At 27.3% G+C, this 21,861-nt stretch carries 20 protein-coding genes and 1 riboswitch; of the genes, 2 read left to right on the plus strand and 18 right to left on the minus strand.

Annotated elements, in window-relative coordinates; genetic code table 11:
• Window positions 1–56 precede the first annotated feature (56 nt).
• From EIH23_RS13715 to nadA, 6 genes are all read right to left on the minus strand, one after another.
• Window positions 57–1,322, minus strand: a complete 1,266-nt coding sequence (locus tag EIH23_RS13715) for a 30S ribosomal protein S1 (RefSeq protein ID WP_122641002.1) — start codon at window positions 1,320–1,322, stop codon at window positions 57–59.
• A 232-nt stretch (window positions 1,323–1,554) separates the two neighbouring features.
• Window positions 1,555–2,250, minus strand: coding sequence for a DNA/RNA nuclease SfsA (gene sfsA / locus EIH23_RS13720; protein ID WP_122641003.1), 696 nt, complete (start codon window positions 2,248–2,250; stop codon window positions 1,555–1,557).
• Between the two features lie 128 nt (window positions 2,251–2,378).
• On the minus strand, window positions 2,379–2,747 hold the full coding sequence (locus tag EIH23_RS13725; RefSeq protein ID WP_122641004.1) for a hypothetical protein: 369 nt from the start codon (window positions 2,745–2,747) through the stop codon (window positions 2,379–2,381).
• A 447-nt stretch (window positions 2,748–3,194) separates the two neighbouring features.
• Window positions 3,195–4,031, minus strand: a complete 837-nt coding sequence (gene nadC, locus EIH23_RS13730; RefSeq protein ID WP_122641005.1) for a carboxylating nicotinate-nucleotide diphosphorylase — start codon at window positions 4,029–4,031, stop codon at window positions 3,195–3,197.
• Window positions 4,012–5,304 carry an L-aspartate oxidase gene (locus EIH23_RS13735; RefSeq protein ID WP_122641006.1) on the minus strand — a complete coding sequence of 431 codons (1,293 nt, stop codon included), beginning with the start codon at window positions 5,302–5,304 and terminating at the stop codon, window positions 4,012–4,014. Before EIH23_RS13735 ends, nadC begins: the two co-directional genes overlap by 20 nt.
• Window positions 5,288–6,220 carry a quinolinate synthase NadA gene (gene nadA, locus EIH23_RS13740; RefSeq protein WP_122641007.1) on the minus strand — a complete coding sequence of 311 codons (933 nt, stop codon included), beginning with the start codon at window positions 6,218–6,220 and terminating at the stop codon, window positions 5,288–5,290. The genes EIH23_RS13735 and nadA overlap by 17 nt, the downstream gene beginning before the upstream one ends.
• A 176-nt stretch (window positions 6,221–6,396) precedes the next feature.
• On the opposite strand from nadA, the gene EIH23_RS13745 reads away from it, so the two are divergent.
• Window positions 6,397–7,041 carry a Crp/Fnr family transcriptional regulator gene (locus tag EIH23_RS13745; protein WP_122641008.1) on the plus strand — a complete coding sequence of 215 codons (645 nt, stop codon included), beginning with the start codon at window positions 6,397–6,399 and terminating at the stop codon, window positions 7,039–7,041.
• A 69-nt stretch (window positions 7,042–7,110) separates the two neighbouring features.
• Here EIH23_RS13745 and asnB read toward each other — a convergent pair whose 3' ends face one another.
• The 10 genes from asnB to EIH23_RS13795 all read right to left on the minus strand — a co-directional run bounded on the left by asnB (window position 7,111) and on the right by EIH23_RS13795 (window position 18,565).
• Complete coding sequence (asnB, locus tag EIH23_RS13750) at window positions 7,111–8,952, minus strand: asparagine synthase (glutamine-hydrolyzing) (protein ID WP_122641009.1); 1,842 nt, start codon at window positions 8,950–8,952, stop codon at window positions 7,111–7,113.
• Window positions 8,953–9,168: 216 nt separating this feature from the next.
• Window positions 9,169–9,364, minus strand: a riboswitch (cobalamin riboswitch).
• A gap of 47 nt (window positions 9,365–9,411) precedes the next feature.
• Complete coding sequence (gene dinB, locus EIH23_RS13755) at window positions 9,412–10,506, minus strand: DNA polymerase IV (protein WP_122641010.1); 1,095 nt, start codon at window positions 10,504–10,506, stop codon at window positions 9,412–9,414.
• A 254-nt stretch (window positions 10,507–10,760) separates the two neighbouring features.
• Window positions 10,761–12,269 (minus strand): DUF1846 domain-containing protein, encoded by a 1,509-nt coding sequence (locus EIH23_RS13760; RefSeq protein WP_122641011.1) that lies wholly within the window; start codon window positions 12,267–12,269, stop codon window positions 10,761–10,763.
• Between the two features lie 247 nt (window positions 12,270–12,516).
• Entirely contained in the window at window positions 12,517–12,708 is a 192-nt protein-coding gene (locus tag EIH23_RS13765; protein WP_122641012.1) for a hypothetical protein, read from the minus strand.
• A 96-nt stretch (window positions 12,709–12,804) separates the two neighbouring features.
• Window positions 12,805–14,466 (minus strand): ribonuclease J, encoded by a 1,662-nt coding sequence (locus tag EIH23_RS13770; protein WP_122641013.1) that lies wholly within the window; start codon window positions 14,464–14,466, stop codon window positions 12,805–12,807.
• 128 nt (window positions 14,467–14,594) lie between these two features.
• Entirely contained in the window at window positions 14,595–15,788 is a 1,194-nt protein-coding gene (locus EIH23_RS13775; protein WP_122641014.1) for a M20 family metallopeptidase, read from the minus strand.
• Window positions 15,789–15,897: 109 nt separating this feature from the next.
• Window positions 15,898–16,767, minus strand: coding sequence for a hypothetical protein (locus tag EIH23_RS13780; protein ID WP_122641015.1), 870 nt, complete (start codon window positions 16,765–16,767; stop codon window positions 15,898–15,900).
• Between the two features lie 102 nt (window positions 16,768–16,869).
• Entirely contained in the window at window positions 16,870–17,076 is a 207-nt protein-coding gene (locus EIH23_RS13785) for a hypothetical protein (protein WP_122641016.1), read from the minus strand.
• A 104-nt stretch (window positions 17,077–17,180) separates the two neighbouring features.
• Complete coding sequence (locus tag EIH23_RS13790; protein ID WP_122641017.1) at window positions 17,181–17,645, minus strand: DUF134 domain-containing protein; 465 nt, start codon at window positions 17,643–17,645, stop codon at window positions 17,181–17,183.
• A 59-nt stretch (window positions 17,646–17,704) separates the two neighbouring features.
• Window positions 17,705–18,565 (minus strand): Mrp/NBP35 family ATP-binding protein, encoded by an 861-nt coding sequence (locus tag EIH23_RS13795; RefSeq protein WP_122641018.1) that lies wholly within the window; start codon window positions 18,563–18,565, stop codon window positions 17,705–17,707.
• A gap of 187 nt (window positions 18,566–18,752) precedes the next feature.
• On the opposite strand from EIH23_RS13795, the gene EIH23_RS13800 reads away from it, so the two are divergent.
• Complete coding sequence (locus tag EIH23_RS13800) at window positions 18,753–19,175, plus strand: GtrA family protein (RefSeq protein ID WP_164489088.1); 423 nt, start codon at window positions 18,753–18,755, stop codon at window positions 19,173–19,175.
• A gap of 53 nt (window positions 19,176–19,228) precedes the next feature.
• Here EIH23_RS13800 and larA read toward each other — a convergent pair whose 3' ends face one another.
• Complete coding sequence (larA, locus tag EIH23_RS13805; RefSeq protein WP_122641020.1) at window positions 19,229–20,515, minus strand: nickel-dependent lactate racemase; 1,287 nt, start codon at window positions 20,513–20,515, stop codon at window positions 19,229–19,231.
• 185 nt (window positions 20,516–20,700) lie between these two features.
• Window positions 20,701–21,765 (minus strand): YkvI family membrane protein, encoded by a 1,065-nt coding sequence (locus EIH23_RS13810; protein ID WP_122641021.1) that lies wholly within the window; start codon window positions 21,763–21,765, stop codon window positions 20,701–20,703.
• Window positions 21,766–21,861 lie beyond the last annotated feature (96 nt).

Here is a 21,861-nt window from a genome sequence, read left to right on the forward strand (position 1 = left end):
CTTATTAATCATATAAATATAGGATACCTCAAACTATTTGAGATATCCTTGACTTATTATTTTTGTAAATTTTTAAATTTATCTTTAAATAAATCTCCAAGAGTTCCTAAAGAATCTTCCACTTCTAAATATTCTGTGTAATCTTCTTCAGGCTCTCTTTCAGCTTCTTTTTTAGATACTAACATTCTTCTATTTTCTGGATTAAAGTTAAGAACCTTTACCTTAACTTCATCATCAATATTTACTACGTTAGTCACTTTTACAACTCTATCTTCACTTAACTCAGATATTGGTAAAAATGCTTCTACACCTTCTCTAATTTCAAGGAATGCTCCTCTATCAATTATTCTAACAACCTTACCTGTTATTATATCATCAACATATACATCTTCAGATATTAGTTGCCATGGGTCATTATTTATATCTTTTAATGCTAGCGCTATTTTTCTAGTTTCCATATTAACATCTAAAACATAAACGTCTACTTCTTGTCCTTCTTGTAACATATCTTCAACAGATTCTACTCTTTTCCAAGATAGATTATTTAAATGAACTAAACCTTCTAGCCCTCCAATATCTACAAATGCACCATAAGACATTATCTTAGTTACTTTACCATGTCTTTTTTGTCCTACTTGTAAAGAGTTAAACAGATCTTCTTTTTCTTGCTTTATTCTAGTTCTTTCTGCATCTCTTTCAGCTTTAATTCTAGCTCTCTCAGCTTCTTTTTCAGCTTGTATTCTAGCTCTTCTTTCTTCTCTTTCTATGTTTATTCTTTCTTGTAATACCTCTCTATGACTTACCACAAATCTATTTCTCTTAGCATCTAATTCTATTAGATAACACTCTAAATTTGCTCCAATATATTCTTTAGTTTCTTTTACAAACTTAGTATCTATTTGAGATATTGGCATAAATACATCTATTGATTTATATTTTGCAAATACTCCTCTTTCTATAGCTTTTTCAACATTTACAGTTATTATTCTATGATCTTCATATGCTTTAGTTATCTCTGCTAGATCATTTCTTTTATCTGCTTGTAATTTAGACAGTCTTATTGTTCCATCTTTTTCCGAAACCCTTTGTATAACTGCAGTTACTTCATCTCCTACATTATATACTTCTTCTATACTTTTATTACCCTCTATATTTAATTCTCCTACTGGTATTATTCCATCAAATCCATATTCTAAGTCTAATACAACTTCATCATGGGCAACTTTAATTATTTTAGCAGTTATAGTTTTACCTACCTTTACTTCATTAAAAGCCTTTTCTTGCTCATCTAGTAAATCTTTCATCGATAATTCGTTTTTCATATTAATGTATTCCTTTCATATTTTATCGTATAAATATATTTTCTCAATAAATATTATACCATTAATATTTTATAAATACTTACATATTTCATCTAATATTTTGAATAATTAAAATAAAACTTTATTTTTTCGTAAAAAAATAAGAAGGTGTATGTGACATCCTTCCTAAAATAAATTTACACTATATGTACACTTAAATAGTAGCTAATACTATCGTTAGTTGCAACATATTTTATAATTTAACTTCAATATCTTTATTTATATCTATTGAGTTTTTAGTAACTAAACTATCATATGCTAAAACTTCAACTCCATTATTCTTAGCTTCTATTAATGCATCCCCTAACTCTTTATGCATTTTATTATTAGGAGTAAAATAAAGTACATTATCCATTTGTACTAAAAATATTATATAGCAATAATAACCTTCTTTTCTAGCTTCTATAAGTTCCCTTATATGTTTTACTCCTCTCTCAGTTTTTGCATCTGGAAATTTAACTATATTTTCTTCTTCTAAGGTAACCCCTTTAATTTCTATAAATGCTTTTTTATCTCCAGCTTCTAAATATATATCAAATCTTGAATTTCCATAAGTTTTTTCTGGCTTAATTAAAGTAACCTTTTCATCTATTCCTGGTAATGTTATTTTTCCATTTTTTAAAGCCTCATATATAACTTTATTTGGAACTTGAGAATCCATATTTATAAGTCTATCTTCTTTTTCAACTGCAATCAAAGAGTACCTTGTTTTTCTATTAGGATTATCGCTTTCTTCTAAATAAACACTACATTTGGGAGTTAAAAGTTCTCGACATCTACCTGTATTTTTAACATGAACCTTTTCTATATTTCCATTTATTTCACAGTAAGCTATAAATCTATTTGGCCTTTCTATAAATTTTGCCTTTACAACTTTATTATAATTCATATTTTGCTCCTTTTTATTAACTAATTTAACTTACTTATACCCTATTAAAACTATTTTTCACAATATTAAACTTAAAATTCAAATAATTAAAGGTGTATACTTATTATGTATACACCTTTTAATACATCTTACTCTTTATTATCTCTTACTTTTATGAATCTTCCAATAAATTCAACCATATATTCATTTATTTTCTCTATAGAGTTTTTATAATTAGCTTCTTCATCACTATAAATATAGTGAACTATAATGTCAGATAGCTCATAAATTAAGCTTTCATAAACAGTTTTTTCTTCTTCTTCTTTAAATACTAAGTTGTTAGTTTTATAAATACTTTTTATAAACTTTATAAGAGTATCTACTGCATCTTTTATTGGATTAGCTAAATCATTGTATAACTTAACTCTCTTACTTTCCTCTCCTCCAGATTCATATAATTCAAACTCTATCATAAACTGACTTTTATATGGATCTTGAGTAACTTCTTCAACCCTCAATCCAATGCCCCTATATATTTGTAATAAGAAATAATTAATTACTATCATAGCTTCACTATATGATGTACTATCATTTGAGTAAACATATTCTATTACTTTATCTTTAATTTGAGTTGTGAGTTCTCTAGATAGTTCTAGCTTTTCTTCATCATTAAATTCGATCCCTTTATATCTATATAATCCTACTATAATATTAAGAGCTTTATCTTTAGCATTTATTATTTCATTTACTAATTCATATATTAGGTCTAGTTTTTCACTTTCTATACCGACCTGTTTTAGTCTATTATCTATCTCGAATTCTTCATAATAATTTATATCGAATCATCTCCTTTTATATAAATTATTAGTTATATAAAATATATGATAATAAATATAAAAAATGACTGTCTAGAAATAAATTTCATTATTTTTAGATAGTCATTTTATTTGCTTAACTACATAAATTTATATATTTCTTAAATTCTTTAAACTTAAGTCTAAAGCTTTTACTGAGTGAGTTAACTCACCAACAGATATATAGTCTACACCTATTTTACTTATCTCTTCCATTCTTTCTAAAGTAACATTACCTGAAAATTCAACCAATGCTTTTCTATCAATTATTTTCAATGCTTCCCTAGCTGTATCTATATCCATATTATCGAGCATTATTATATCCACTCCAACTTCAACAGCTTCTTTAACCATATCTAAATTTTCTACTTCAACTTCTATCTTTCTAACAAAAGGTGTATTTTCCCTCAATAACTCAACCGCTTTTTTTATTCCACCAGCAGCTTCTATATGATTATCTTTAATCATTATTCCATCAGACAAGTTAAATCTATGATTTATTCCACCACCAATTTTTACAGAATATTTATCTAAAATTCTTAAGTTTGGAATAGTTTTTCTAGTATCTAGTAATTTCATATTACTATCTTTTAATTTATCTACAAATTTATTTGTTTTCGTAGCTATTCCACTCATACGCTGTAAATAGTTCAATGCTACTCTTTCCCCAGATAATATATTTCTAGTACTACCTCTCAATAAGGCTATTTTATCGTATTTTTTAATTTTATCTCCATCATTTTTAAGCGATATAACTTCCACTTCACCAAGTATATCAAATACTCTTTTGAATATAGGAAGTCCTGCGAGTATACCATCTTCCTTGCATATTAAATCAGCCTCACATTTTAAATCTACTCCTATAATTGAGGTAGTGCTTATATCTTCATTTGGTATATCCTCAATTAAAGCCTCTTTTATCATTTTATCAATTAGCAAGTAGTTCATTTTTTAAATCCTCTCTTATAGTGATTATCTTATTTAATAAAATAGATTTATTTAGGTGTGTACATAGTTCTATATTTAACTTGTCATCTTCAACTATATTAAATTCTATAATATCTATATTTTTATTTATATGGTCCGCTGCTCTTTTAGAAAAAACTAATCCTTCTAATAATGAATTGCTCGCTAATCTATTTGCACCATGGACACCTGTACAACTTACCTCACCCACTGCATATAATCTAGTCATTGATGTATATGAATTTAAGTCAACATCAATTCCACCCATAAAATAATGTTGTGCTGGAGTAACCTTTATATATTCTTTAGTTATATCTATTCCTCTCAATAAACATTGTTTATATATATATGCAAATCTATTTTTTATATATTTTGCATCTAAATGTGTTACATCCAAGTAAACATAATTTCTATTATCAATTTTCATTTGCTCAAAAATTGCCTTACTTACAATATCTCTTGGTAATAACTCATTTATGAACCTTTGTTTATTTTTATTTAATAACTTCCCGCCTTCTCCTCTTACAGATTCTGATATTAATAGCTTTCTACCATGGCTATTTTCTTCATAAAAAGACGTTGGGTGTATTTGTATATATCCTATATCTTTTACTTTTATATTATGTTTAAGCGCAATAGCCAATCCATCGCCAGTTAAATGTCTTTGATTAGTTGAACTTTTAAATAGTCCTCCTATTCCACCAGTTGCTAAAACAACAACTTTCGAAAATATATTAATTTTATCTTTTTTTAGTACTATTCCACCTAAACATTCATTATTAAAAGTTATTATATCTATTAGACATGTATTTTCAAATAAAGTTATATTTTTTCTATTCTTAACCTCATTTATTAAAGTTTCAAATACAGCTTTACCTGTAGTATCCTTGCTGTATACAATTCTATTTATACTGTGTGCACCTTCTCTTGTAAATGCTATTTTTCCATCATCTTTATCTAAATTAAGTCCAAGTTTAATCATTGACTCTATATTGTTCATAGATTCTATAGCTAAGACTTCTACCGCTTCATCTTTATTTTTATATTGTCCAGCTCTTAAAGTATCTTCTATAAATAAATTTATATCCTCTTTTCCTCTAGCAGTAGAAATCCCTCCTTGAGCAAGGTATGTGTTATTATTCTCTATGCTATCTTTTGAAATAACTAATATGTTTAGTTTTTTATCTAAGTTAAGAGCGCAATATAAGCCCGAAACTCCACTACCAACAATCAAAACATCATACTGTAGATTCATTTTTATCACCTGCAAATCTATGCATATTTAGCAAACAATTTAAAGCATTAACTCTTATCTCTTCTTCTATATATATTTCATTTTCCATTTTTAATAAAGTTTCATATATACTTTCTAATGTAGTTTTCTTCATATCTTCACAACATACACTATCTCCAGGTATGTAAAAATTTTTGTTAGGATTTTTTTTTGTTAATTCATGTAGTATTCCCTCTTCTGTTGCAACTATAAAGTCTTTATAATTACTTTTTGTAGCATAATCTATAATTCCCGATGTAGATCCTATATAGTCCGCTATATCTCTGATTTCACTTTGGCACTCTGGATGCACTAATACTTTTGCATTTTTATATCTTATTCTTAACTCTATTATGTCTGATACCTTTATATTGTGATGATACTTACAGTATCCATCCCAAAGAATAAATTCTTTTTCTGGAAATTCCTCTGATATATATTTACCTAAATTTTTATCAGGTACAAATATTACTTGTTTTTCATGAATATTATTTAATATTTTAACTGCGCTTGAAGATGTTACAGCTACATCACAATGTGATTTTACTTCTGCTGTAGAATTTATATAACAAACAACTATAGCATTTGGATATTTTTTTTTAAGTTCTAATATAACTTTTTCATTTGCCATATCAGCCATAGCACATCCGGCATCTATTATAGGCATTAAGACTTTTTTATTTGGAGATAATATTTTTGCACTCTCCCCCATAAATTTGACTCCACAAAACACAATTACTTCTTCATCACAATCTCTTGCTATTTCACTTAAAAAATATGAATCTCCTACATAATCAGCTAAATCTTGTATCTCTGGTGGTTGATAATAATGAGCTAGTATAATAGCATTTCTATCTACCTTTATTTTATTTATTTTCTCTATTAAATCATTTGACATAAATAAATCCCTTAACCTTTCATCTGTATATACACCTGTAAATCCATTGTATCATTTGATATTTTAATCTTCAATATAAACTAATTACTTTATAGAATTATTTTTTTAAGATATTATATATATTAGTTGGGTATAAAATAATATATAATTTTTATATATAAGATATAGGTGATAAAATGCTAAAAAATAAAACTAAAAAAGAATTAATAGAATTCTTTAGAGATGTAAACTATAGTATAGTTAAATATGATAAGAATGATATTATTGCTATCGAAAATTCACCATGTAATAAGGTTGGATTAGTTCTAAGTGGTAATATAGATATAAAAAGAATTTTAACTAGTAACAAAGTAGTTCATCTTTCTTCATTTAGTGTTGGCTATTTATTCGGAGAAATAATTGCATTCTCTGATGCTAACTCTTATCCAGCTACAGTTATTTCATCAACTAATAGCGAGGTAATGTTTATAGATAAATATGATTTTATTTATTTTTGTACTAGCCACCCTAGTTTCTTGAAGTTATTTTTAAATGAATTAACTAATAAGATAATAACTTTAAATAAATCTATAACTGGTTTATCATTTAGCACAATTAAACAAAAACTATGCAACTTTTTAATACAAGAATCTAACATCCAAAAAAGTAATTTTATAAAATTAAACATGACAAAACAAAAGCTTTCTGAATCACTTGGAATTCCTAGACCTTCACTTTCAAGAGAATTAATTAACATGAAAGATGAAGGATTAATAGATTATCAAAAAAACATAATAAAGATACTAGATAGAGAGGCTTTGGAAGATATTCTGATGGACTAACTTAAAACAAAAATAGCTTAATTTTATACTTTATATTTGTATAAAATTAAGCTATTTTTAGCATTCTATCTATAATTGTAAGTCTACATTATAAAGATTCATCCAAGTGTTTATTTGAATTAAATATGCTATAACTTGAGGACCTGTCATTAATTGTCCAAACCAAGGTTGGTTAAATGCTGAACCACCAGTCTGAACTAATTCTTTTACAAATTCTTCATCTATAATTTGATGAATAGGGGAACTTTTATCATCTAATATTCTCTTTAACATCTTACATACTTCTTTTGTGTATATTGGATTATGAGTTTTAGGATAAGGGCTTTTTTTTCTTTCAACGATATTTTCTGGTAATATTCCTTTAGATGCTTCTCTTAACAGTCCTTTTTCTCTTCCATTTAGCAGTTTTATATGCTTAGGCATATTAAATGCATATTCTACTAATCTTTTATCTGCAAAAGGTACTCTACCTTCTAAACTATTATGCATAGTCATTCTATCTTTCCTATTTAATAAAGTTATCATAAACCATTTTAGATTTAAGTATGATAATTCTCTCATTATTGAATCTTCCTTTGATTCTCCATTAAGCTTAGGCACCTTAGCTATACTATCTCTACATGCTTGCTTTACATAATCTTCTATTGGTAACAACTTCAAACTATCATTTAATACATTTTTCCTATAACCAATTGTGGTAGCCCAAGGGAAAATTTCTATAGAATCATATTCTCTAGTATACCAAGGGTACCCTCCAAAAACCTCATCTGCACATTCTCCAGATAAAACAACTGTAGCGTGTTTACTTACCTCTCTTGAAAAAAGGTCTAAGGATGAGTCAATATCTGCCATACCTGGTAAATCAGATGCCATAGTTGCATCTATTAAAGCATGCGCAAGTTCTACATTATCAAGAACTACGTCATGATGATTACTTCCGATATACTCTGCCATAACCTTTACCCAATATGAATCTGAGTTTGGTTGAAAATAACTTTTCTTAAAATATTTTTCATTATCTGTATAGTCTATAGAAAAAGTATTAAGTGTTTCTTTTCCTTGTCTATTGAAAGCATCTGCTGCTACCTTTGATATTATACTAGAATCTAATCCACCAGATAAAAAAGTACACACAGGTACATCACTTACAAGTTGACCCTCTATTGCTTCAATCAATAAATCTCTTACATATTTCTTAGTTTCTTCTAAGTTATGCTCATGTTCTTTAGCTTGAAGCTTCCAATACTCTTTTAATTTTATGCCTGATTTATTAAATCTTAAATAATGTGCTGGTGGAACTTCTCTTATATCTTTAAAAATACCACTATTTAGGATTCTAGCAGGTCCTAGTGATATTAACTCTAAAAATCCATCTCGATCAACAACATGACTAATTAATGGATGAGTTAGTAATGCCTTTTCTTCAGATCCAAAAACTAAGTTCCCATTCTTGTAAGAATAAAATAATGGCTTTACACCAAGTGGGTCTCTTGCTAAAAATAATTCTTGTTTATACTCGTCCCATACTCCAAATGCATAAATTCCATTTATATAATCTAAGCACAATTCACCGAACTCTATATATGCTGTTAAAAGAACTTCTGTATCTGAATATGAATCAAATGTATATCCTCTTTCCTTTAATCTATCTCTAACCTCTTCAGTATTATATAACTCTCCGTTATAGCAAATTGTATATTCTCTATCTCCTATAGTTTTACTCATCGGTTGTAATCCACCTGTTGGATCTACAATCGCTAATCTTTTGTGTCCAATAATAGAGTGTGAATATGTCTTTATACCTTCAGAGTTAGGACCTCTAAATCTTAAGGTTGATATCATATTCTCAACTATATTTGTGTAATCCTTTATATTGTCATTAAGGTTACACCATCCTGATATTCCACACATTAGCCTTCCTCCTTAAACTTAAACTGCATACTTTATTTTATGTATGCTTAGGCTTAATGTTATAGAAAGTATTTTTTTCTTAAATAGTTTTTTTAATATAAATATATAAAATAAAAAAGAACCAATATCTCTCGGTTCTCAAAATATATAATATGTACTTTAAAATATATCTATATAAAAATAACCCTCATATTACATATTCTCTCCCTCCGAAAGATTAATGCTTAATTTTAGGCAGGTCTCCTGACTTTGAACTCAACCTAATAGCTTATCCTTCCCAGTATACACCAGTGGAATTAGAGTCTCCAAACTCTCAAGCGTTCGTCATTCTTACAGTAGCGGGGGCTGTTATGGACTTTCACCATATTCCCTTTTAAGTACTCATTTGTACACCTTAATAATTTATATTTATACTTTAATTATATTTACTATACTTTTATTTTTCAACAGCTAAAATTACTATTTTTTTAAATTATTCATATATTCAAATATTGTTATATTGCCAGCTTCAACTTCCTTATCTACTAAATTAGATAGTGTAACTCCTAATAATCTTATCTGCTTTTTATTATCTTCTAGGTTTTTTAACAGATTATATACATTAATTCTAATATCTTTCTTAGTGTTTATAGGATGCTCTAAACTTATACTTCTAGTTATTTGAGTAAAATCTTCATACTTTATCTTTAATGTAACTGTTTTTCCTAGCTTATCTGAATATTTACATCTATATGCAACATCTTCACATAACTCACTTAATATATTAGTAACCTCTTCTTCATCAATACTTAAGTTTTGGCTTAAAGTAGTCTCTGAACCAATATATTTTCTCTCTCTATAAGGCTCTACGGGTCTATAGTCAATACCCCTAGAAAATTGATAAAATAGATATCCCCTATTTTTAAAAATATTTTCTAGTTCATAAATATTTAATTGCCTTAAATCATATCCATTTTGTATCCCCATATTTTTAAGTATTTTTCCAGTTACTTTTCCTACACCAAAAAATTTATTTATAGGAAGCTTATCTAAGAATTCCTGAGAATCCTCTTGTGTTATAACAGTTAAACCATTAGGTTTTTTATAATCTGATGCAAGCTTAGCTAAAAACTTATTATATGAAACTCCAGCTGATGCTGTTAGATTAGTTTCTTTTAAAATATCATTTTTTATCATTTTAGCTATAGTTGTTGCATACTTTATATTTTTCTTGTTGTTTGTAACATCTAAATATGCCTCATCTAATGATAATGGCTCCACTAAATCTGTATATCTATGAAATATTTCTCTTATTTGATTAGATACTTTACGATACTCATCAAATCTAGGATACACAAATATTGCATAAGGACATCTTTTATAAGCTATTTTAGATGGCATAGCTGAATGTATTCCAAATTTTCTTGCTTCATATGAACATGTTGTAACAACTCCCCTACTTTCTGGAGGTCCACCAACTACTACCGGTTTTCCTTTTAACAACGGATTATCTCTTTGTTCTACAGATGCAAAAAATGCATCCATATCTATATGAATTATTTTTCTATTTTCCATCCAAACTATCACCTCCACTTAAAAATTCAAGTTAATAATTATTATAAAATATTTTTTTTGTATTTTTAAAAGTTTTTCTTGCAAAATCCCTTAAAAACATTTAAAATAAGTATTCCAAGGAACTAAGTATTTATTCCTTATTGATAACCGTAAATTTATTTTTATGTATATTTTTATTTGTATTTTGTATTTTATATTTAAAAAAGACCATTCTACTATTGTAGCATGGTCTGATTTTCTATACTTTTATTTTGTTAGTTAGCGTAATATAAGTTTTGTGATGGATATTCTGGATCACAAGTCACATCTATGCCAAGTTCTCTAAATGTTTGTTCATCTGTTTTACTTAATATTGTAGTTGAATGAGCTTGAGATCCCTTTAACATTGGAAGTTTTTCCACAGCTGCTTGAGCAGTTGGATTTGTAACAGCACTTACGCTTAAAGCCATTAGTATTTCTTCACAACTTAATTCTGGAGTTCTACTTGCTAATGTTTTAGTTTTTAAATTTACAATTGGTTCTAAAATTGCAGGAGATAATAAATGCATATCATCTGATATATTAGCTAAATGTTTTATTCCGTTTAATATTGCCGCTGCACTTGCATTCATTAAATTTGAACTCTTTCCTGTAAGTATCGTTCCATCAACTAGTTCTAATGCTACAACTGAGCAACTATCTGTTTTTTCTGCAGTTTCTTTTAACTTCGCACTGTATTCTCTAGATGGTGTAACAACCTTTCTATCTTCAGGCTTTAATCCAACTTGTTCCATTATTAACTTTATAGTGTCAAATGCATCTTTATCAAATTGACCTTTTTTATACTCACATGCAGTTTTAAAGTATCTTCTTATTATTTCTTGCTTAGAAGCTTCTCTAACTACTTCATCATCTATTATACCAAATCCAACCCTATTAACGCCCATATCTGTTGGTGATTGGAATATAGATTCTTTTCCAGTTATTTTTTCTATTATTTTCTTAAGTACTGGGAATAATTCTAAGTCTCTATTGTAGTTTACTGATGTTTCACCATATCTTTCAAGGTGGAATGAATCTATCATGTTAACATCCTTTAAATCTACAGTAGCTGCTTCATAAGCTATATTTACTGGATGTTTAAGCGGTAAATTCCAAACTGGGAATGTTTCGAATTTAGAGTATCCAACGCTATTTCCTCTTTTATTTTCATGATATAACTGACTTAAACAAGTTCCTAACTTTCCACTATTTGGTCCTGGAGCTGTTACTACAACTATAGGTTTAGTTGTTTCTATATAAGGATTTGCACCATATCCTTCATCACTAACTATTGTATCAACATCAGTTGGGTATCCCTTTGTTGGAGCATGCTTATATACTTTTATCCCCATTCTCTCTAACTTATTTATGAATACTGTAGTTGCAGGTTGTCCTTCAAATCTTGTTATTACAACACTGTTAACATCTAAGTCATATGCTCTTAAGTCATCGATTAACCTTAGGACTTCCATATCATAAGTGATCCCATAATCTCCTCTTACTTTATTTCTTTCTATATCACCAGCGTAAACACATATAACAACTTCTAATTTATCTTTCATATGTTGTAATACTTTGATTTTAGCATTCTCATCAAATCCTGGTAATATCCTTTTTGCATGTAAGTCTCCGATTAACTTTCCACCAAATTCTAAATATAACTTGTCAAAATTATTAACTCTCTCTAGTATATATTTTGACTGTTCCTCTAGGTATTTCTTATGATCAAATCCTATTTTCATTGTGCCACCTCACTAAATATTTAATTTTTATTTCTTACTTGATAACCGTATTTTATATATATTTGTATTTGTATTTTGTTAAAAAGTTTATATTTATTTTTTCTTTTTAACTAAGTTTATATTATACAATTTAAGACAATATTTTTCAAGATTATTTTCACTCAATATTCTATAAATTTATGTATATATTTTTTTATTTTATATAAAAAAGTACCGAAGTTAATCGGTACTTTTTACATCAATTTGATTAGCAGCAGCCACCATCAAAAACGTCTCCACATCCACATACTATTAATAATAGTATTAAGAATGGTATCCATGCACATATATCAAAATCTACCCATACATCTTGGAATGCTAAGAATAAGAAGAATAATACTATTATCCACCATCCACATCCACCAAAGAATCCATCGTCTCCAAAAAATCTGTCTAACATTATGTTGTCCCCCTATATAATTTTTTTGAAGTTTTTTAACTCCTAGCTTATACTATGAGACAACTTTGATTTTTGACATTACTTTTTAATCAAATTTTATACTTCCATTATTATTGGAAATACACTAGGTCTTCTCTTTGTCTTTGTATATAAGTGATTCTCAACAGATTTTTTTATACTATTTTTTAAAATATGCCATTCTATAACTTTTTCTTCTAAACATTGTTCTACTACATTTCTTGATATATCCTTGATTTCATTTATTAAGTCTTCTGATTCTCTAGCATAAATAAATCCTCTTGTTATTATATCAGGTCCTGCTACAATCTCAAATGTATCTCTATTTATAGCTAAGACTATTGTTACCATACCATCATTTGCTAAGTACTTTCTATCTCTTAAAACTATATTACCTACATCTCCTACTCCTATACCATCTACATATAAAACACCTGTATGTATTTTCTGATTTGCATTAGCTTCATTCTCTGATATTTCTAATACTTGACCAGTTTCTAATGTAAATACATTTTCAGGACTCATTCCAAGTTTTATAGCTAAATCACTATGATGTTTTAAATGTCTATACTCTCCATGAACAGGCATAAAGTATTTAGGTTTAACCAATGTATGTATTAACTTTAGTTCTTCTCTATATGCATGTCCAGATACATGTATATCTTCCAAATCTTCATATATTACTTCTACACCTTTTCTAAATAGTTGATTTATAACTCTTGAAATAATCTTATCATTCCCAGGTATTGGAGATGCCGATATTATAAATAAATCATCTTTATCTATTTCAATTTTTTTATGTGATCCATGAGCTATCCTTGAAAGACCTGCCATTGATTCACCTTGACTTCCAGTTGTAATTATAGTTATGTTTTCATTAGGATACTTATTAATATCATCAATATCTATAACAGATTCATCTGGTATATGTAAATATCCTAAATCCATAGCTACTTGTGATACATTTTCCATACTTCTTCCACTAAAAGCTATCTTTCTATTCTCTTTTATAGATGCATTTGCTATTTGTTGCATTCTATGTATATTTGATGCAAATGTAGCTACTATTATCCTACCTTTTGCATTTCTAAAAATTCTATTTAGTGTTTCTCCTATTACCTTTTCAGAAAGTGAATGTCCTTCTCTTTCAACATTAGTGCTATCAGCTAATAGTAATAATACACCTTCATCCCCTAATGTTGAAAATCTATTTAAATCCATAACTAATCCATCAATAGGTGTATAATCAATTTTAAAATCTCCAGTGTGTACTATAGTTCCAATTGGTGTAAATATGGCTAATGAACAAGAATCTGCTATACTGTGTGTTGCCCTAATAAATTCTATACTCATATTATCAAATTTCACCATATATCCTGCATTAACCGGATTTAAAGTACATAAGTCTAACATTTTGTGCTCCTTTAACTTATTTTCAACTAGCCCTAAAGTTAACTTTGTACCATATATAGGCATATTTAATTGTTTTATTATATATGGTATAGCTCCTATATGATCTTCATGACCATGTGTTAAAAATAAACCTTTTACCTTATCCTGTCTATCAATCAAGTAACTTATATTCGGTATGACTAAGTCAACTCCATACATATCCTCATCTGGGAAAGATACTCCACAATCTATAACTATTATTTCATCTTCATACTCTATTGCTGTAATATTTTTACCGATTTCTCCCAAACCTCCTAAAGGGATTATTTTTACACTTTTTTTATTCATACTATTTTCTCCTTATCAATTGTCGTAATATATTTATATTATTTTTAACAATATATAAAAATCTATGTTGTTTTTAATATAAATAAAAAGCAAAGTCACTTAGTTTAAAGTAACTTTGCTTTTTATCCTTAATTGAAATACAATGTGTTAATTACATGCATCATAACTCCAGTTGTTAAACACCCTTCATCTATATTAAAATTTGCTGTATGAAGTGGACTAATTATATTTTTATCTTTATTTCCACATCCTAAATGAAAAAATACACCTTTACATTTATCCGTATAAAATGAAAAATCTTCTCCCCCCATAGATGGATATTCTTTTAATAAAAAATTATCTTTACCTAATAATTTACGTGTATTTTCTTTCACTATATCTACCAAATAATTATTGTTTATTACTGGAGGATACCAGTTTTGGTCAATATCTATATGTCCAATGCATCTATGCGCTTTAGATATATTTTCAACCATATCATAAACTCTATTGAGTATAAATTCTCTATCTTTTATTGTAAGCGCCCTTATAGTTCCCTCAATCTTCACTTCTTCACAAATAATATTTTGAGCTTCTCCTCCATTTATTTTTCCTAATGTAATAACACTAATATTAGAAGGTTCTATTTCTCTACTAACTATATTTTGTAAAGCAAGTATAAGTTGAGATGAGGCAATTAGTGAGTCTACACCATTATTAGGATATGCTCCATGAGCCCTTTTACCTTTTATTCTAATTTTACATCCATTAGCGCTTGCATTCAGAGTATCATACTTACATTCTATAAATGATGTTTCTAAATAAGGTTGGACATGAAGTCCAAATATATAATCAACCTTTGGATTTTCCAAACATTTATTTTGTATCATATATTTAGCTCCACCTATATTTTCCTCCGCTGGTTGAAATAAGAATTTAATATTAATATTTAGACTATCTCTTATTTCATATAATATTTTACATGCGCCTAATAATATTGCAGTATGAGCATCATGTCCGCAAGCATGCATTATACCTTTATTTAAAGACTTATACTCAACATCATTTTTTTCTTCAATCGGTAAGGCATCAATATCAGCTCTTATAGCTATTGTTTTTTTTGCATTTGACTTAATTATATATGCCATTATTCCATAGTTATCATTAAATTCTTTATATTCTATACCTATCTCATCTAAATATTTCTTAATTTTACCTTTAGTTATAACTTCATTCATTGCAAGTTCTGGTGTTTTATGTAAATCTCTTCTTATGTCTACAATCCACTGTTTTAGTTCATTAGATTTATATTTAATTTGCTCTATATTTAATACACTCACAATAATCTCCCCTAAATTTTATAAATTAATTATATAATAAAAAAATAAGTAGGATATCAAAAGATCTCCTACTTATTTATATTATAAAAACTACTCATATATTTTTAAAAGTTTAATTTTTGATGTATGAATTTAAAAATTCTATCATCATTGGCTTAATTATCCCTCCATAATCAACAACCTGAGTTATTTGATTATTATTTTCTGTCTTAGAATTAAAATTACTTATTTTAAAAGTTAAAATATTATTTATATTTTCAATTATGTATCCTGCATCTTTTGTAACTGTTATCTCTAAATCACCCATATCTGAATCTATATCTTCAATTCTTTCTTTATTTGCACAAACGATTCCATCATCATATGAACTTCCGTATGTAGCAAATGGAATATAAAAACATTTAGTACTATTCGCACTTTTTGATTTTATAAATAATCTTGGAGTAAGTTCACTTTTTCCCATAAATATAGGATTTGCTTCCGTTACTTCATCCAGATTTTCCTTTATATCATTTAAAAATTTATTCATATCAAATTTTTCAGATTCAATTTTTAATATATTTAAATTATCTAAGTTCTCATTAGGTATGTATTTAGTAACATTTTTAAATACATCATAATAATCTTTTATTTCATAACCTTTTTGTATATACTCATTCTTTAATTCATACTCTTTATCAAATTCTGTTATAAGCTTAGTTAGTTCTTCTTTTGTATCAAAATCTTTTATTGTATCAACAAAAGGTATTATATTATTTGGCTTCATTAAAAACATTTCCAATGGTTTCATAGTATCATTTGCGAACTTAATATCCTCTTCTTTAAAAGCTGCATTTATACCATCTTCTAAAAATGCCACTTCTACTTCCATTTCATATTCATCTTCACTAATTACATTTGAACCTACTGGATACATTGCTATTAATTTACTTTTATCATACACATATCCAAAAGAATAACTTATTTCAAATTGTCTACTCATAATGTCCTCCTAATTAATTTTAATTTATATTATATAATTTATCCAAAATTTATAAATTACAACAAAAAAGCACCTAAATGTAGGTACTTTTGTAATTAACTATTATTTATCTTTAGTTACATTCTCTTTTTTATTTACATTTAATCTTCTCATTATTCTTATATGTTTTCTAATAAAATAAACTTCAAAAGTCATAGCTGCACAAGCTATCAGTCTTGTAGTCATATCAGTTGTATTTATCGCTACATTATAAAAATACATAAATAACATTAAATCAATTCCGATTATTACAGTATCTAATATCTTCACCTTGTCATCTCCTCTATTCCAAAACTTTGAATAAAGAATTCAAGTTCTGTGATTATGGCATTAAAGTTATAATATCAGACTGCTTTTCTTTAGTCAATTATTATCTATTTCTTAAGAGACCACTTTTTTGAAAATCCTGCATCTTCGCTAGACATAACTTTTGTCGACTTACATTTCGGACATACTATATCTTGGTATTCATAATTTACATAATAAATATATCCACATGTAGCACATCTAAACTTACAAACTTTTTTGTTATCTAAATCTTCATCTTCTTTAGGATCATTTTCTTTTATCGTTAATTTTATATTTTTCCCATCAACTAGTGCTACTGCTATTTTTTTTCTAGCTTCATTAATTAATGATTCAAAATCTTTTAATGTTATTCCCATTTTTTTAGAACATATTTTACTACTATAACCTTCTACATCTTTTAAGCTAATTGCCTTCATTTCATCATTACTTAATTTTATTTCTTGTAAATTATCATCATTTTTTACGCAGTATTCAATATATCCTTTTTCTGGAAAAAACTTTATACTATCATAACTTCTAGTTTGCTTCATAACAAAACCTCCTAATACTATAACTTTTCCAGATTCCAGATTTAATGATAATTACATTATTATATAGTAGAGATTATGTATTTTTCATTTTCAATTTTATTTAATGAATTTAACATATTATTTACTATAGGATTAAATAGATCATCTAAATTTTCATCACTCTCATATATTCCAACTGAAACATTACCTATTTCAGAGTTCATTGGTAATGATCCTAATAAATTTAAATTCATTTCATCTAAAAAATCCCTACTATTATTACTATTAAAAATTCGAATTTTTTTACCACAATCTGGACATAGTATATAGCTCATATTTTCAACTACACCTATTATATCTATATTCATTTTTTTCACCATATTTACTGCTTTTGAAACTATCATTGAGACCATATCTTGTGGAACTGATATCATAACTACTCCATTTAGAGGAATTGATTGCATTACTGTTAATGCCACATCTCCTGTTCCTGGTGGCATATCTATAATAAGATAATCTAAATCTCCCCATATAACATCTGTATAGAATTGTTTAACTGCATTTGATATCATTGCACCTCTCCATATGACAGGTTGATTTTCATCTTCTATTAATAAATTTAAAGACATTACTTTTATATGATCTTTACTTATTACAGGATGTAATTCTCCGTCTATTGTATTAGCTCTTAAGTTGCTAACCCCTAATAACCTTGGTATACTAGGTCCAGTTATATCTGCATCTAATATACCTACTTTATACCCTTTCTTCCTTAAACTTTTTGCTATTAAAGCAGTACTAGTTGATTTTCCAACTCCACCTTTTCCACTCATTACCCCTATTATTCGATTAATTTTATTTTTAGGATTATTACTTACTCCACAGCTTGACTGTTCTTTATTACAAGATTTACTTGATGGACAAGATCCACAATTTGACATTTATTTTCCCCCTTTGATATTTATACATTTACTTTTAACTAAATAGTAGGACTTTTTTATATTTATGTCAAAGGCAAATATTTTTAATTTAATTTTATAATTCTTGGAATAATAACTTATATACAAATAAATTTTATTAATATATAATATAATATTTTATATTATGACTTATAAGGAGATCGCTAATATGTCTAAACACTTTTCTATACAATTTAGCAACTTAAAATCTAAGTTTATTGAATATATAAAATTTAATATAGTTGGAATAAGCAACTTTTGGATATCTCAGTTTTTTTATCTTATGCTTTTTTTAAAATTTAAAATAAATTATTTAGTTTCCTATACTATTGTCAGTGTCATTAGCATAAGTGCCTCTTACTTTCTAAACTCAAAGTATACATTTAAAAATAGTAAACTTTCATTAAAAAAATTTTTGCTTACTTTCTTAGTTTATATATTTGAGTATATATTAAATATGGGAGTAATTATATTTATGGTTAATATATTAGGAATAAGCAAAGTATTTGCACCAATGCTTGCTCCCGTGATTTCTACTATACCTATATTTTTTTTAATGAAATTTGTTATAAATAATCAAAAACTACAATAATAAAGTAAAAAAGAGTTGTACAAAATACATTAAGTACTTTATACAACTCTTTTTTACATTGATATAGGTAATGTATTACCTCCATATGGCATCAAAGTTATTTTTGGATTTTCAATTTCACAAATTTCATAAGCTAACTTCATGGCCTCATCTAAATCATGACATGGTATCATATTAAAATCTTTCACTATATCATCATCTAAATTGGATATAAATATAACTTTTCTATGATTTGCTGTATAGGCTGTTTTATAAGCTGCATATCCTGGTACAGTAAAGTTTTCTTTTAATGCATTTTCCATATCTTCTAAGGTAGTATACTTAAACCATTCTGCAAATTCATCAGCACCTAATCCATCCCTACATTCACTAGCTAATATTAATACACTGTTCTCTTTTCCGCCATACAATGCATTATCCATGGTCTTTATAGTTTGGTATAAGTTAATATCTTTAGGAAATCCTCCTGCTGATGCCACTATTATGTCTGCTTGACTTTGTACTGGAACTCCATAAAGACTTCTTATAAATAAGCCACCTTCATACCATGCTTTATAAAAATGTCCCGCTACAAATTTTATAAAGTTTCCTTCTGTATCAAGAATAACATTAAATAAAAAGTCTGGATTTACAATTTTACAAACTTCATTCATATCTTCTCTTAGTGGATTACCTTGTACTATATTAGGTCCTGCCATTAAATTAAGACCACTTGATTTTCCTGGATTAAAACAAAGTCTATGATTTGCTTGTATTGTATCTATTCCTACAACACCTGGAAGTATACTCTTAGCACCTCCTCCAAATCCTGCAAATATATGGAATACTATTCCTCCAGTTAATATTACTCTATCTGCTTCATATACTCTCTTATTTAAATATATAGGAGTCTTTCTACTTGATTCTCCTAAATAAACTAGTTCATTTTTATCCTCACATTCATGGTCATATACATTAATTCTATCTAGAACTTCTTTTCCTACAACAGCTATTAATTCTTCTTTTGTACTTTTTCTATGTCCACCTAAAGCTATTACTACAAACATATCTTCATCTTTCACGCCTAAATATGAAAGATAATTTACTATATGTATTACAAATTTATTACTCTGCATCCAAGCTCTGGTTATATCACTTACTATTATAGATATTTTTTCACCTGGCTTTATAATATCTCGAAGTGCTTCTGTTCCAATAGGATTATCTAAAACTTCATTAACTTTTTTTTCTATATCTATTATAGAATCTACATGTTTTGGTTTAAGCAAATGAATAATATGCTCATCTTTTATACATGTAATTAATGTGGTATCTCCATATTTAAAACTATATTCCCCCATAACCTCACCTCTTGTTAGTTTTATTTATGATTATACCACTTATTATTATAAATTTCTTTACTTTTTTCAGAATTTTTAGATTTTTTCAATAATATAGGCAAATGTATTTTCTCCGTATGACATTAACATAACTTTATAATTGTATTTATTACAAAGTATATTTACTCAACCAGTATACCTAAATCTTATACATATATGTTTTTTATAAATAAACCTATTATTATTAGTACTCCCAATGCTCCTGATATAGGATATATAAAGTTTACTAATACCGAAAATGGAATTCTTCCACCTATTAAAGCTATTAATGAACATAAAAATGCTATAAGGTTAAATTTCCACGTTCCCTCTTTTGCAAAACTATTACATACACTCCATAATAAAGGCACTGCTGTTGTATATATTCCAGCTATAAGTATAAATGAAAATAAAATACCTACTATTGGTCCTATTTTTTTAGCCATATATAAAGTGGGAATTTCATTTAAACATATATTTTCGATATCTGATAATATCCCTAAATTAATAACTAAACAAGCCAACATAAAAGCTAACCCACCTAAAATACCACCCCATCTACAATTAATTTTATTAGTAGATGTTTGTCCTACACTTACTAAAAATGTCGTAACCATTATTATATTAAGACCACTATATAGTATACCTGTAAGGTGCCAATTATCTACTGCCTTAGTTACATTGAGTGCTGAAACTATATTTTCACTATTGATGAAGCTTGAATAATTTCTCGATACAGTTATAATTCCAACTGCTAATGACACTATTACGATTATAGGTCCAACATTTCCTAAAATATCTACAACTCTTTTTATACCCATTAATACCGATACTAAAGATAAGACAGCCATAAGTGTACTTCCAATATTTCTATCTATGCCATAATATTGACTTATTGATGCACCTGCTCCAGAGACCATCACTATAAAGCTACAAAGAAAAAATACTGGCATAAACATTTTAAATAAATTTCCAATAGATTCTCCCCATAAATATGTGAATATATCATTAGATGACTTCAAGTTAATACTTTTCCCTATTTCTAATAACTTTGATCCACAATAACACATTATAATCATACAAATAAATGTAGAAAAAATACTTTTATGTACTCCATGTGCAGAAAAAAATTGCATTATTTCTTGCCCTGTTGCAAACCCTGAACCTATGCATACCGATATATATGTTCCTGCAAACTTTAAAATCTCTTTCACTTTATATTTATCTTGCATGTTCATCCTCCTAACATATAAATAACTTTGTCCATAATTATCTATATGCTAAGATATCTAGTTATAATAACTAAATAATAATTTATTGTACAAATT

The organism is Romboutsia sp. Marseille-P6047 (assembly GCF_900604535.1).
GTDB lineage: Bacteria > Bacillota > Clostridia > Peptostreptococcales > Peptostreptococcaceae > Romboutsia_E.

What these genes read in the sequence shown, in the direction of transcription:
- EIH23_RS13715 (WP_122641002.1), bottom strand. Translation starts at nt 1,322, where the DNA reads ATGAAAAACGAATTATCGATGAAAGATTTACTAGATGAGCAAGAAAAG.
- sfsA (WP_122641003.1), bottom strand. Translation starts at nt 2,250, where the DNA reads ATGAATTATAATAAAGTTGTAAAGGCAAAATTTATAGAAAGGCCAAAT.
- nadC (WP_122641005.1), bottom strand. Translation starts at nt 4,031, where the DNA reads ATGAACTACTTGCTAATTGATAAAATGATAAAAGAGGCTTTAATTGAG.
- EIH23_RS13735 (WP_122641006.1), bottom strand. Translation starts at nt 5,304, where the DNA reads ATGAATCTACAGTATGATGTTTTGATTGTTGGTAGTGGAGTTTCGGGC.
- nadA (WP_122641007.1), bottom strand. Translation starts at nt 6,220, where the DNA reads ATGTCAAATGATTTAATAGAGAAAATAAATAAAATAAAGGTAGATAGA.
- EIH23_RS13745 (WP_122641008.1), top strand. Translation starts at nt 6,397, where the DNA reads ATGCTAAAAAATAAAACTAAAAAAGAATTAATAGAATTCTTTAGAGAT.
- asnB (WP_122641009.1), bottom strand. Translation starts at nt 8,952, where the DNA reads ATGTGTGGAATATCAGGATGGTGTAACCTTAATGACAATATAAAGGAT.
- dinB (WP_122641010.1), bottom strand. Translation starts at nt 10,506, where the DNA reads ATGGAAAATAGAAAAATAATTCATATAGATATGGATGCATTTTTTGCA.
- EIH23_RS13760 (WP_122641011.1), bottom strand. Translation starts at nt 12,269, where the DNA reads ATGAAAATAGGATTTGATCATAAGAAATACCTAGAGGAACAGTCAAAA.
- EIH23_RS13765 (WP_122641012.1), bottom strand. Translation starts at nt 12,708, where the DNA reads ATGTTAGACAGATTTTTTGGAGACGATGGATTCTTTGGTGGATGTGGA.
- EIH23_RS13770 (WP_122641013.1), bottom strand. Translation starts at nt 14,466, where the DNA reads ATGAATAAAAAAAGTGTAAAAATAATCCCTTTAGGAGGTTTGGGAGAA.
- EIH23_RS13780 (WP_122641015.1), bottom strand. Translation starts at nt 16,767, where the DNA reads ATGAGTAGACAATTTGAAATAAGTTATTCTTTTGGATATGTGTATGAT.
- EIH23_RS13790 (WP_122641017.1), bottom strand. Translation starts at nt 17,645, where the DNA reads ATGAAGCAAACTAGAAGTTATGATAGTATAAAGTTTTTTCCAGAAAAA.
- EIH23_RS13795 (WP_122641018.1), bottom strand. Translation starts at nt 18,565, where the DNA reads ATGTCAAATTGTGGATCTTGTCCATCAAGTAAATCTTGTAATAAAGAA.
- EIH23_RS13800 (WP_164489088.1), top strand. Translation starts at nt 18,753, where the DNA reads ATGTCTAAACACTTTTCTATACAATTTAGCAACTTAAAATCTAAGTTT.
- larA (WP_122641020.1), bottom strand. Translation starts at nt 20,515, where the DNA reads ATGGGGGAATATAGTTTTAAATATGGAGATACCACATTAATTACATGT.
- EIH23_RS13810 (WP_122641021.1), bottom strand. Translation starts at nt 21,765, where the DNA reads ATGCAAGATAAATATAAAGTGAAAGAGATTTTAAAGTTTGCAGGAACA.